General features: G+C 49.9%; 8 protein-coding genes and 1 tRNA gene. 4 read left to right on the forward strand and 5 right to left on the reverse strand.

Features of this window, described 5'->3' with window-relative positions; all coding sequences use genetic code 11:
* Positions 1 to 3: 3 nt before the first annotated feature.
* The 3 genes from HND56_11170 to HND56_11180 all read left to right on the forward strand — a co-directional run bounded on the left by HND56_11170 (position 4) and on the right by HND56_11180 (position 4,353).
* Entirely contained in the window at positions 4 to 741 is a 738-nt protein-coding gene (locus tag HND56_11170) for an anaerobic ribonucleoside-triphosphate reductase activating protein (GenBank protein ID QKK06214.1), read from the forward strand.
* Positions 742 to 817: 76 nt separating this feature from the next.
* Positions 818 to 1,648, forward strand: coding sequence for a sterol desaturase family protein (locus tag HND56_11175; GenBank protein ID QKK06215.1), 831 nt, complete (start codon positions 818 to 820; stop codon positions 1,646 to 1,648).
* Positions 1,649 to 1,986: 338 nt separating this feature from the next.
* A complete protein-coding gene (locus tag HND56_11180; GenBank protein QKK06216.1) occupies positions 1,987 to 4,353 on the forward strand; it encodes a nitric-oxide reductase in 2,367 nt (788 codons plus the stop codon).
* Positions 4,354 to 4,481: 128 nt separating this feature from the next.
* On the opposite strand, the gene HND56_11185 is transcribed toward HND56_11180, so the two are convergent.
* The 5 genes from HND56_11185 to HND56_11205 form a co-directional block, all read right to left on the reverse strand.
* Positions 4,482 to 5,291 carry an ankyrin repeat domain-containing protein gene (locus HND56_11185; protein QKK06217.1) on the reverse strand — a complete coding sequence of 270 codons (810 nt, stop codon included), beginning with the start codon at positions 5,289 to 5,291 and terminating at the stop codon, positions 4,482 to 4,484.
* A gap of 445 nt (positions 5,292 to 5,736) precedes the next feature.
* The gene (locus tag HND56_11190; GenBank protein QKK06218.1) at positions 5,737 to 8,904 is read right to left on the reverse strand and encodes an efflux RND transporter permease subunit; all 3,168 of its coding nucleotides are present in this window, start codon (positions 8,902 to 8,904) and stop codon (positions 5,737 to 5,739) included.
* Positions 8,888 to 10,081, reverse strand: a complete 1,194-nt coding sequence (locus HND56_11195) for an efflux RND transporter periplasmic adaptor subunit (GenBank protein ID QKK06219.1) — start codon at positions 10,079 to 10,081, stop codon at positions 8,888 to 8,890. The genes HND56_11190 and HND56_11195 overlap by 17 nt, the downstream gene beginning before the upstream one ends.
* Positions 10,082 to 10,135: 54 nt before the next feature.
* Positions 10,136 to 10,528 carry a hypothetical protein gene (locus HND56_11200; GenBank protein ID QKK06220.1) on the reverse strand — a complete coding sequence of 131 codons (393 nt, stop codon included), beginning with the start codon at positions 10,526 to 10,528 and terminating at the stop codon, positions 10,136 to 10,138.
* Positions 10,529 to 10,730: 202 nt separating this feature from the next.
* Positions 10,731 to 10,820 (reverse strand) — tRNA-Ser (locus HND56_11205).
* Positions 10,821 to 10,991: 171 nt separating this feature from the next.
* On the opposite strand from HND56_11205, the gene HND56_11210 reads away from it, so the two are divergent.
* Entirely contained in the window at positions 10,992 to 13,292 is a 2,301-nt protein-coding gene (locus HND56_11210; protein QKK06221.1) for a fused MFS/spermidine synthase, read from the forward strand.
* The last annotated feature ends 19 nt before the right edge of the window (positions 13,293 to 13,311 follow it).

Genomic DNA, 13,311 nt, shown 5'->3' on the forward strand with positions numbered 1-13,311 from the left:
CACATGTCCGGCAAAGTGACGGCCAAAGAAGACATACTGCCGATTTACGGCACCACGCCTTTCACTTTGCTGGACTTTCCCGACCGTACAGCCTGTATCATCTGGTTTTCAGGCTGCAATATGCGTTGCGGCTACTGCCATAACCCGGAGATTGTCAAAGGCAGAGGCCAATATGATATCGGTAAAGTCCTGTCTTTTCTTGAACGGCGCAAATATGTGCTGGACGGTGTTGTGCTGTCAGGCGGCGAAGCATCTTCTTATCCGGGGCTTCCGGCATTTATCAGAAAAATAAAATCCATGGGCTATGCCGTCAAGTTGGATACGAACGGCATACGCCCCGATCTTTTAGAGGTTTTTCTGAAAGACGGTTTACTGGACTATGTCGCACTGGATTACAAAGCCCCGGTCGACAAATTCAAAGCGGTGACGGGCGTAAAGAAATTCGGTTTCTTTTCGGACACGCTGGATATGCTCTGCCGGCAGAAAAATATTCCGTTTGAAGTCCGCACAACGGTTCACACATCGCTGCTGGACGAGGAGGATATTATAACCATCATGCGGGATTTGGAATTGCGCGGATATAAAGGCGACTACTATGTTCAGAATTTCTGCGCCGATAATAACCGCCCGACTTTAGGGAATATTCCGCCGCAAAAACGCCTGCTGAATATCAACGCCCTGCCCCGTCCCGCAGATTACCGGCTTCATTTCCGCAACTTCGCAGCCGTTTCCGCGGCTTGATTTAAGTCAAAGCTTTACCGCAGCAAACATATCAGGATGAAAACAACAATTCTTGATAACAGCGGGATACAGCACCATGTATGAAACAGTTTTGCGGTTTGCAGACCAGCTTTCCGCCCTAACGATTACCATTATTATTTTTGTGATTGCAGCGCTGCTGTTTGAAAAATTACGGCCTGCCGATAAAAACATACCGTTTTTTCACCGCGAGACAAAATTTGAAATTATGACAGCCTATATGATGGTCATGATTTTCTGGCCGCTGGGAAAATTTGCCTTTGATTTTCTGTTGCTTGAAACTCTCACGCATAACTTCATCCATGATACAGGGCTTGCTGTTATCGGCACATGGCCGGCATGGCTGCGTTTTGTCACCTGTCTTGTCGCGCTTGATTTGCTGATCTATGCCCATCACCGTTTTGCCCATGTGTTTTTATGGCCGTTTCATGCCGTACATCACGATGCAAAAAAAGTGAACTGGTCAACCTCATGGCGTTTTCATCCTGCCGAAATCCTGCTGATGATTTTTGATATGGCTATTCTGCTCTGGATCGGCTTTCCGGCAGACAGCATTCTATATGCCGCCTTCGTCGTTAATATTGCGTCGAATTTCAACCATTTCAACACAGATCTAAAATGGAAAGGCGTGATGAAATATATTCTCGTCAGCCCGCATTTCCATCGCTGGCATCATGCATTGGATCAAAAAGCCACTGACAGCAATATGTGCTTTGTTTTCCCTTTTATTGATCTGATTTTCGGCACCTATTACTGCCCCGATGAAAAACCGGAAGAATTCGGCATTTTCCACAAAGAGATGCCCGATTTCTTTTTTTCAAAATGGCTGTATGCGTTCAAATGGGAAGGGGAGCAAATCCGGCAGCTGTTTTCCCGTCATAAAAAATAGCATCACCGTTTTTGACCTGGGTCAATCCCCTGCCCCGCCGCATATGCTCTGATGGCTTTTATATTTTTTAAAAGTCATTTCATATCGGGGGATAAGGCCATGAATACGCCGCAAGGAACCGCTGTAAAAACATATATCGTACAACAAAAACCGCGCCGCCCAAAAACGCCCCTCATACCGTTTCGGCGAAAATTGTGCCTGAACTACGGACACAAAATACGTAACGAAATACCGGAGCTTTCGGAAAAAGAGCTTTACTGCTGTCAGGTCGCGACAGACTGAGCCTGTCCGGCCATCAAGACTGCACGCAGGGTAAGGCAGGAATAAGGAGCCATAACATGACGGATTCCGGCCATAAAGAACCCGGACGCCTTACGCTTACCGGTATTCTTCTCAACCGGAATTACTGGATGTTACACTTCCTGTTTGTGACGGTTGTCAGCATTGCCGGCCTGATTTATATCGGCCGCACCACATATACGGCTGCGCCGCCTCTGGAAAGTTTTGCTTCAGTTCGCGGCGACACGGTCATTACAAAAGACGCCATCAACAACGGACAAAATATCTTCTTGCGCCGCGGCCTGATGACCTATGGTTCATTCTGGGGTGACGGTGCTGAAAGAGGGCCGGATTTTACGGCCGATGCCCTGCATTTGAAAACACGAGCCATGCGTGAATTCTATGCGCGGGAAACGGCAAATGATCCGGCCTATCCTTACAGAATTGACGCCGTCGCGCAGCGCGTAAAAAAAGAACTGCACCGGAACGGCTGGGATAAACAGAATGACCGCATCATCATCAATGATGCGCAAATTTATGCTTTTACCGCCTTAAAAGAACATTACAACCGCGTTTTCCGGGATCCCGCTTATCCGTCTTATATCCGTCTGGGACATCATCTGCCGGATGAAGACATCGCGGATTTATCCTCCTTTCTTTTCTGGGGAGCATGGGTCACAGCCGCCAACCGTCCCGGTGAGTTATACAGCTACACACATAACTGGCCTTATGACCCTGATGCGGGAAATCTGCCGACAACAGATACCTATTTCTGGAGTGCGGCATCCATTCTGGTGCTGTTTCTTGGTATCATGCTTGTGCTTTACGCTTATGGACAAATGAAGGTCATATTCCCCGAACCTTTCGGCATAAAGGATGATACGGAAAAACTTCTGACCACAACGGCACTGGAAGAAAAGCATATTCTGCCGACACAAAGATCCACCTATAAATTTTTTGTGCTGGCCATGATTTTATTCGGCCTGCAGATTACGGCCGGTATTGTTTGCGCGCTGGATTTTGTCCGGCCTTACGGAATTTTTCTGGGCGATATTCTGCCCTTCTCCGTCGCGCGCAGCTATCATACATTACTGCAGATTTTCTGGTTTTTCATGTGCTGGGTCGGCTATACGATTTTCTTTCTTCCCGGCCTTGCCGGTATCCCGAAAAAACAGCGCCTGCTGATTGATGTCATGTTTTCCATGTGTGTTTTTGTCGCTTGCGGCGCGCTTGTCGGCATCTATCTGGGGCAGACAGGGCGTATCACCGGAGACACGGCTTACTGGCTCGGCAGTCAGGGCTGGGAATATATGGAACTTGGGCGTCTGTTCCAGATCATTCTGCTGGCAGCCTTTATGCTGTGGATTTTCATTATCTATCGTGCTGTCAAACCTTGGCTGACCGCTAAAAATCTATGGTCGGTACCGGCATGGCTGTTATACGGCAGCGGCATCATGGTCTTCTTTCTGTTCTTTGGTCTCTTTATCCTCCCGGAAACAAATTTTGCCATCGCCGATTTCTGGCGCTGGATGGTTGTGCATATGTGGGTCGAAGTCACCTTCGAAGTTTTCACCACCGTGATCGTGGCCTATATGATGGTGCAGATGAAATTTATTCCGCGCATCATGGCTGAAAGAGTGATTTTTCTTGCCGTGATGATGTTTCTTTTTACCGCGACAATCGGTGTTGCGCATAATTTTTACTGGATTGCGAAACCGACAGGTGTGATCGCCTTGGGAAGTGTGTTTTCAACATTGCAGGTACTGCCTCTGCTGCTTTTAACCATTGATGCCTGGCAGTTACGGCGAAAAGGTCAGCACGCCGCATATCTCAAATCGGAAGGCCGGCAAAATACCGCCATGGAAGAAGTCTGGCTGTTTATTCTGGCCGTTAATTTCTGGAATATTTTCGGGGCAGGCGTTCTGGGTTCGCTGATTAATCTGCCTATTATCAATTATTTCGAACATGCGACCTATCTGACCAATAACCATGCCCATGGTGCTATGTTCGGTGTCAAAGGCAATATCGCCATCGGCGGGATGCTGTTCTGCTGTCAGCACCTTTTACCTGCCGCGCGTTGGAACGGAAAACTGGTACGTGTGATTTTCTGGTCGTTGAATACCGGTATTGCCTTGATGATGTTTTTAAATCTTTTTCCTGCCGGTCTTTATCAGCTCTTCGCCGTCTTTGAACACGGCTTCTGGTATGCCCGTTCTGCAGAAATTGTGGAAGGCCCGGTTTTCAAAACACTTGTCACATTCAGAACTTTGGGCGGTATCGTCTTCGTCTGCGGCGGCGTCATTCCTTTAATATGGTTTATCCTGTCAAGACGGCGGGATCTCTTGCCGGAAAGTGATGACACGGCATATCGCGACCAAGGCAGTGCGCAAAAGAATTGGGCACAGGATAAGCTGTTTCAGGATTAGACCGCAGGCCGACGTATTCTCAACTATGACGGCCACAAACCGTATTTTGCCCGCAGCCCCCACCGTATTCTCCTTTGACACGTTCAAAACGAGCCTGAAAAAATCGCAGATAAGTATGGAGTGTCAGACTAATTCTGAAATTTGTTCGGTTTAATACCTGCGGGGGATTTTCTTCTATTGATGCTTCTGGGAATTTTTATGAAGGGATGTTTCGCATTTCCCCCGTTAGCCTGTAACCATTCATATGCCGAAAGTATTTCACGGGGATTATCGTGAAAGGCTGAGAAGGGGCTCTCACTTCCCGCGTATTTATCGTCTATGACATATGCAACCGTTTGCGCATAAAAGTCAAATATCCGGGATAATTTCCCCATAGATCCGACACCAAGTGACTTGATCACAACATGCTCGCCCACTCTTCCATAAGTGCCGTGATCCGTTAATGGGGTAATCCGCTTCTGCTTCAAAATGTCGATACATTCCGCCAGATGCCGCTCCTCGGCAATATCCATAGGCGTATGTCCGCTCACGTCTTTCTTTTCAATGTCGGCACCGTGGTTTTTTAGGGTCATCAAGCACACCGCATGCGCTCCCAGACACGCCCAATGCGCGGCAGTCTTTCCATTTATATCGCAGGCATCAATATTGGCGTTAAAGTTGATAAGAGTTTGCACGCAGTCTGCATGGCCTGCTGCGGCGGCATAATGAAGCGGGGTGTGATGTGACTTTAAAGTCACCTGGTTTACACTCATGCCTTCACCAACGAAGTATTCTATGATTGCGCATTGTCCCTCTTTAGCTGCCCAATGCAAAGCCGATGCCCCATAGCTATCGGTATAGCGCAAAAGATAGGGATTTTGCTTAATTGTCTCGGAGATCAGATTAATATCCCCCTCCAAAATACCCAGCTTTAAAATATCTAATGGTGTTGTATGCATTTTTGTCGTGTATTTGCTAATCTAATAAACAGTACTTTATTTACATATATAATATAACGCCCGCGCTGTATACATGCAATTGCGCAGACTAATCCTGCACCATTGCAGTTACCAAACAAAAAGGAGTGTTTCCTCTATCTCTCTTGTCTGCGATATGCCCAGGCTCTTTTGGTGCAGCGTAGATATCAAAAAGAAAACGGCCTATTTTGAAAAATAACAGCCTCTTAAAAAGATACTGGCGTAGAGGGAGGAAAAAGAACGCCGGATTTTAAGTGATTGATCTGATTGAAACTCCCGTTTCCAATGCCTTCTACTGGTACATCCTATGTACTCGTTTTTGTACCGCAGCGCTAGCGTAGTCAAATTGTTGATTTATGGCGATATGCCTACAGTCCTTCTGGCTATTTTTTCTTCTCAGAGTGATGAGCGCAATGGAGATGATCTGTCATTTCTGCAATCTCCGTTCCTCATCAAAATTTAATGTTTTCTGCATATAAATGGCGTAAATCACAGGCAAAAACACAAGTGTTAGCAGCATGGTCGATGCCATACCGCCAACCATCGGCAATGCAATCCGGCGCATAACATCCGCACCGGGGCCGTCGGTCAGGAAAACCGGTATCAAACCAAGAATGACTGTGCCGACAGTCATCAATTTTGGACGAAGCCTCTGGACAGCACCGCGGCGAATATTGTCCAGTAGTTCTGCTATCGTCGTTGGCGGCGCTATGCGCATCTCATGATCAATGTATATCATCATAACCACAGCAGTTTCCGTTGCAATACCAGCCAAAGCAATAAAGCCGACAGCTACGGCCACGGACATATTATATCCCGCAAACCAAACCCACCAGAACCCGCCAATCAGACCGAACGGAACAGACAGCATCAGCATCCATGTACGATCCCAGCGTCCGAAATACAGATACAGCAAGGTTAATATCGTCAGCAGTGCTGCGGGAATGGCTATGCTTAAACGATGGTTTGCCTCCTGCATCTGTTCAAACTGGCCTGAAATTTTCAGACTATATCCCTGCGGCAGGGCAACTGTTTTTAACGTCTTCTGCAAATCAGTGACATAAGCACCAATATCGCGGTTTTCAATATCGACAAAGACCCAGCCGTTTAAACGGGCATCTTCCGAGGTAATCATTGCGGAGCCGTCATTAACTTTAATCTCCGCAATATCCGTCAACGGTATCTGTGCACCCGAGGGGGCTGCGACCAGAATGTTGCTAAGGTCGGTGATATGTTCGCGATACGGTCTGTCATAGCGCAACATCACCGGATAACGTTCGCGCCCTTCAACAACTTCATCCAGCATCATGCCGCCCAGCACAGTCTGTACCGTCATTTGCACATCCGTCATGGCAATGCCGTAGCGTGCGATTTTTTCCCGGTCAGTGATAATTTCAACAAATTTTCCGCCCTGCACACGGTCCGCAACCGCACTTCTTGTGCCGGTAACTTTCAGTGCGACGGCCTCAATTTCCTTTGCCAAACGGTCTATAATTTTTAAATCCTGCCCGGAAATTTTAATCCCGACCGGCGTGCGAATACCTGTCGTCATCATATCCGTGCGGATTTTAACCGGATAACCCCAGACATTTCTCATACCGGGCAGCCGGACATGTTTATCCATTTCGGCGATCAGTTTCTCCGTTGTCATGCCCTTGCGCCATGTCGAGGGCGGCTTCAGCTCAATCCATGTTTCGATCATCGCCAAAGGCGCCGGATCGGTGGCCGAATTTGATCGCCCCGCTTTCCCAAAAGCCTGTTTTACTTCGGGGATATTCATCAACTGTCTGTTGGTCACTTGCAAAATTTCACGCGCCTTTGCGGGGGACACACCGGGCAAAGTCATCGGCATATAAAGCAGACTGCCCTCGTTCAGCGGCGGCATAAATTCCGATCCGATTTTACTGATCGGCCAGGCTGTGCTGATCAACGCACACAATGCCAGCAACAAGGTCGTTTTGCGAAAACGCAAAGCCGTATTCAAAACGGGCCGATAGCAGAAGATGAAGAAACGATTCAAAATATTCTTTTCTTCGGGTTTGATTTTTCCGCGCATAAAAAACAGCATCAGGACGGGAACCAGCGTAATCGACAAAATACTTGCCGCCGCCATCGCATATGTTTTTGTAAAAGCCAAAGGCGCAAACAGGCGGTAAGACTGCCCCGTCAGCGCGAAAACAGGCAGGAAAGAGGCGGTAATAATCAGCAGAGAGAAAAACAGCCCCGGCCCGACTTCTTTCGCGGCCTGTAACAGCGCAGTCCGGCGTGTTTGTTCCGTTGCGCCATCGGGCAAAGCGGCAAGTTTCCTATGGGCGTTTTCAACCATCACGATCGCCGCATCCACCATCGCGCCGATGGCGATGGCAATACCGCCCAGCGACATGATATTGGCGGTGATGCCTTGCGCCTGCATAACGATAAAGGCGGCAAGAATACCCAAAGGCAATGTGATAATAACGACAAATGCGCTGCGCAAATGCAGGAGGAAAAGAAAGATGACAATCGCAACCATCAGGCTTTCCTCCAATAACTTGCGCTCAAGATAACCGACCGCGCCTTCAATAAGCGTATTGCGGTCATAAACGGTCACAATCTCCACACCTTCCGGCAGGCCGTTTTTGATAAATTCCATGCGTTCACGGATTTCTTTAATCACATTATGTGCATTTGCACCGGGACGCATCACAACAAAACCGCCGACGGCTTCGCCTTCACCGTTCAGCTCCGCAATACCGCGGCGAATAGACGGTGCTTCAACCACGCGTCCTATATCGGCGATAGTGACGGGAACGCCGTCCGTCCCGACCGCCAGAACAGCCTGCTCCAGATCCGTCACGGAATCTATATAGCCGAAGGAACGGATCATATACTCGCTTTCCGCCATTTCAATCGTGCGCCCGCCCGTTTCCTGATTAGCCGCACGAATGGCACTTATAACCTTTTGCAACGGGATACCGTAAGCGTGAAGCTTGTGAGGGCTGATGAGTACCTGATATTCTTTTACAAAGCCGCCGACGGAGGCGATTTCGGCAACGCCGTCAATGCTTGCGAGTTCAAAACGCACAAACCAGTCCTGCAGGGAGCGTAATTCCTGCAGATCATGCCGCCCCGTGCGGTCTATCAAAGCATATTGAAAAACCCAGCCGACACCGGTGGCGTCAGGACCCAATTGCGGCCGGACAGCTTCGGGAAGCTCACTTGAAACCTGTGATAACGCCTCCAAAACGCGGCTGCGCGCCCAATATAAATCCGTTCCGTCCTTGAAGACGATATAAAGAAAGCTGTCGCCGAACATCGAAAATCCGCGAACGGTTTTCGCCTGCGGCAGACTTAACATACGCGTGGAAAGCGGAAAGGTGACTTGATCTTCTATGACCTGCGGTGCCTGTCCCGGCCATGATGTGCGGATAATCACCTGCGTATCCGATAAATCAGGAATGGCATCCAGAGGCGTGTTTCTCACGGCGAATATTCCGGCGATTAGCAGTACAAAACTGCCCAGCAAAACCAGAAAGCGGTTGCGTGCCGACCATCCGATCACACCGGCAATGAATGATTGTGACGGATCATGCGGGCTGTCAGTGTTTCTGTGCATGGGTGCCATCCTCTGCGCTCATGGCGGCAAACCCGCCGCGCAACGTGCTTTCCGCATCAATCATGAACTGCCCCGTGACAACAATATTTTGTCCTTCATGCAAGCCTGATGTGATTTCGGTCATTCCTTTGGCGGTGATACCTGTTTGTACACGCACAGGCCGGAAATATCCCTCTCCCATATCTTCGATAACATATGCGGTGTCTTTACCGTATAAAACAGCCTCAGCCGGAACGGCAAGCCGCATTTTGCTATCCGCCTCAAACATGATATGGACGAGCGTATCCGTTTTGAGCCTGCCATCCGTATTATCGAGCAAAAGCCTGACCATCGCCGTACGGCGCAGCGGATCGGTTGCAGGCAAAACCGTTTCTATGGTCGCGGCGAAACGCTCTCCGGTTTCGTCAATCATCACAACCGCCTTTGCATTTTCATGCAGCATTTGCGTATCCCGCAAAGGCACATGCGCCATCACCCAGAGCTTTTGATAATCCTGCAAAACCAAAACGGTTTCCCCCTCTTTCGCAAATGAGCCCTGACGCATAGGCAAAGCAGAGAGGACACCGTCCGCAGGAGCGTGAAACGGTGTTTTTTCCATGGCACGGCCTGATTTTTGCAGCGCTTTAATCGCCTGATTATCCATACCGTATAAACGCAGCCGCCCTTCCGTATCGCCGATCGGGCGACCGGTGCGCCGTCCGACAAGATAGTCGGCCTGTGCGCTCATCAAGTCAGGGCTGTAAAAGGAAAAAAGCAGATCGCCTTTTTTGACGGTATCGCCAACAGCATCTTTCTCCAGCGCCGTAATCCAGCCGGATGTGCGCACAGCGATAACATGCTGGTCACGCGTGCTGGGCGCGATATGACCATGCGCGTCAATCCGTTTTCCGAATTCGTGACGACCGACCGTCTCCGTTTTCACACCCAATGCCTGCCGGTATGTCGGGGAAATTTTTACCGCCCCTTCCGGTTCAGCACTTTTGTCCTCTTTTTCAGTTTCCGTTGCGCTTTCACTCTCTTGCGGGACAAGGAACATACCGCAAACCGGACAGCTCTCCCCCTTCTGTCCGTGAATATGCGGATGCATCGGACAGATATAGGTTTTTGCATCCTCTGCCTGCACCGCCGGGATCGGCAGGCAAAGCAAGAACATGACAGTCAATAGAATAATACGCATAAAACGACTCCTTAAAAATTCCAAAATTATTCACAAATTGGAAAAGAGTCGTTCTTAAAGGCGCAGGCGGCCTGTTTTCAAAAAGACGGGGGATGAGGACGGGAAAGCGGATAGAGCCGCATAGGGCGGCCCGTGACTGTCATAAAAACGCGCCGGACGCAGAAGGTCATTTGCGGCGACAATCATCCACGGGAATGAAATTTTTTCGACCTTCAAATCAGGTTGGGAAAGAACACTGTCCGTATCGGCCTGTTGCAGCTCGACATTGTAGCAGTCTTTGAAAAATTTGAGCCCGTGATCATCAGCGGGTTGTTTCTGTTCATGGCATTGCGCCGACATACCGCCGCCCATACCGTCGCCGGCATGCGCCACACGCATAAACGGCCCGCACGCCATTGCGGGCGTCAGCATCAGGGCAATCAGTATGGCGCATAAAAATCTTCTCACAATTTCATTCTAACATAAAAATCCGTAATACTTCGCATCTATCTGTTATCCGCAAAGCCGTATCGTAACCACCTACCATTATATACCTGAATTCATTAAAATAAGTTTAAATACGGCGTCGATACCCTTGCCGGAGATGTAACGATAAAGGGAGGGATTACTTTGCTGCGATACACCCGCCAATCCTGTCGGCGTTTTATTCTGGCGGAGAGGGAGGGATTCGAACCCTCGATACCGTTGCCGGTATACCGCATTTCGAGTGCGGCGCATTCGACCTCTCTGCCACCTCTCCTCCATGTGAGGAATATACATACAAAAGAATAGACGGCGGCGCAAGCCGCTTTCGAACCGGGCATAAAACCATTTGGGCGCGCCGTTCATTTCTGCTTGAACTCACTCATCCGTATGCCGTAAAATATTTCAAAATACGCCTGTTTTCAAACAGCCTTCAAGGCGCAATATAATGACAATCCTATCTGCTGCATCCCGGCGTTCCCGTATATCCTACGACATACGCCTCCTCGTGTTTTTATCCGGCTTTGCTGCATTGTCATGGGAGGTCGTCTGGCAAATAAAATCCACATTGGCGCTGGGGGTTTCCGCATGGGGAACAGCGCTGACTCTGGCCACCACAATGGGCGGTATGTCACTCGGCGCCTTGCTGACAGGCCATATTTTAAAAGAAAAAAGCCGCCTGCGCCCCGTACGGCTTTACGGCATATTGGAAATCCTGATCGGATTATCCGGATTACTTCTGCCCGTAGCCTTTCAGACGATTAACCAGTTTGATATCTGGGTTTACGCAAAACATCCTGATTATGCGGCACTGGTTCATATTCTTAGTATTACCGCCGCACTTGGCGTACCGACCTTTTGTCTGGGTGCCACCCTGCCGGTGATCGGCCTTGCCGCACAGCAATATAAAATGTCGCTGGCCCTGCTTTACGGATTGAACACGCTGGGCGCAGCCTGCGGTGTTTTGATCGCCGCCTTTATTTTAATCCCGCTGCTTGGCGTTTCCGGCACAATTACGGCAATTGCCGCCATCAATATTCTGGTCGGCATCACCGCAATCGCCGTCATGGATAAGGGTGTCCTGCAACAGAAAAAAGCGAAAACCGCCGCCAAGAAAAGTAATCCCGCCGCCACCTCTTCCATATCCTGGCCGGCTGCTCTGGTAACGGTTTTTGTAACAGGTTTTGCTACTTTCGCTCTGGAAGTTGCATGGTTTCGCTCCCTGACATCCGCTTTCCTTAGCACAACCGATGCTTTTGCCATCATGCTCTCCGCCGTATTGATTGCGCTGGGAATCGGCGCACAACTGGTCGGTTATTGTAAAAGAACAAACATTCCCATCGGAGCGACCGCTGCCTGGGCGGGCATACTGATTTTACTGGCAACACCGCTGATTGAACGGTTTGACCGTCTCAATTTTTTCTTCGGCACACCGGCCTTAGGCGTTCTGAACTGGTTTAACATGACATTACTCGTGGCCGGCGGCCCCATCCTGTGTCTTGGTATTGCGCTGCCCTGGCTGCTGGACGACCAAAGCTCCGCAAAACGCTGGGGATGGCTTTACAGCCTGAACGCCTTTGCCGCCGTTCTTGGTTCCGTCATCGCAGGCTGGGTGCTGCTGCCCTCTTTCGGTTTTGCCCGTACGGCATGGTTTGTCGGCGGGCTGGTTTTCCTGACCGGATTATGGCTGCTGCCGTCCATCCGCCGCAAAGTGTTTCTGGCGGCAGGTGTCGGCGCTTTGCTGATCGCCGTCTTTTGTGAAAGCGGTATCGGCAGAACACGCGTACAGGGCTGGCCGGAGCAACGCGGGTTATCGGGTGAAATTCTCGCCTTTCACGAAGGGCCGGATGCCACGATTTCGGCGATGGATTACGGTAACGGACGGCGCGTCCTGATTATCAACGGTTTTTTGACGACATCGGAAAGCAGCACCGATAACTGGATCGACTCTCTTCATTATATGCCGTGGATGGGGCATCTGCCGATGCTGATGCATCCCGACCCGAAAAAAGCGCTGGTCATCTGCTTCGGCACGGGGCAGACCGCTCATGCCGTTCGCGTGGAAAAACCGGAAGCACTGCACATCGTCGATCTGAACAAAGAGGTTTTAAAGATGGCACCCGTCTTTACCTCCAATAAAAACGTTCTGGAAGATCCTATCGTGAACACCACCGTAATGGACGGACGCGCCTATCTGCGCCGGACACAGGAAAAATATGATGTCATCACGCTGGAACCGATGCCGCCGAATTTCGCCGGAACAGGCGCCCTTTATTCGCGGGAATTTTATCTGGCCGCGCGTGAGAAAATGACCGAAAACGGCATTATCGCACAATGGATGCCGTTTCACCTGATGTCTGATGTCTCCTCCGCCTCGATTGCCGCCGCGCTGCAATCGGTCTTTCCCAATACCGTTCTTTGGGTTGATCCCCCTTCCACAACGGGAATTCTGATCGGCGCCGTTGATGAGACGATTGATCTGACAACAAGCCTGCCCGGATATGACCGCGCGGGAATAGAACGTGATATGAGCATGGAGGACGTTCGCAAAGCCTTCATTCTTGACCGCAAAGCTGTCGAGACCTATAGCCGTTTCGGGGAAATTGTCAGCGATGATAACCAGATTCTGTCCTACGGCAAGGAAATTCTCGCCACACGCCGCGGCGGTTATTTCAATACACAGGAAAATTTCCGCCTGCTTGAAAAAATCACGGGGCGCAGCCTATACCCTGCCGCTGCGGAAAATTGATGTCAAATCCGCCCGCTTT

This window comes from Pseudomonadota bacterium (genome assembly GCA_013285465.1).
In the GTDB taxonomy this organism is placed as follows: Bacteria; Pseudomonadota; Alphaproteobacteria; order Micavibrionales; family CSBR16-224; genus CSBR16-224.

Coding starts and splice junctions, on each gene's coding strand:
- HND56_11180 (QKK06216.1), top strand. CDS start 1,987: ATGACGGATTCCGGCCATAAAGAACCCGGACGCCTTACGCTTACCGGT.
- HND56_11170 (QKK06214.1), top strand. CDS start 4: ATGTCCGGCAAAGTGACGGCCAAAGAAGACATACTGCCGATTTACGGC.
- HND56_11175 (QKK06215.1), top strand. CDS start 818: ATGTATGAAACAGTTTTGCGGTTTGCAGACCAGCTTTCCGCCCTAACG.
- HND56_11190 (QKK06218.1), bottom strand. CDS start 8,904: ATGCACAGAAACACTGACAGCCCGCATGATCCGTCACAATCATTCATT.
- HND56_11210 (QKK06221.1), top strand. CDS start 10,992: ATGACAATCCTATCTGCTGCATCCCGGCGTTCCCGTATATCCTACGAC.
- HND56_11195 (QKK06219.1), bottom strand. CDS start 10,081: ATGCGTATTATTCTATTGACTGTCATGTTCTTGCTTTGCCTGCCGATC.
- HND56_11185 (QKK06217.1), bottom strand. CDS start 5,291: ATGCATACAACACCATTAGATATTTTAAAGCTGGGTATTTTGGAGGGG.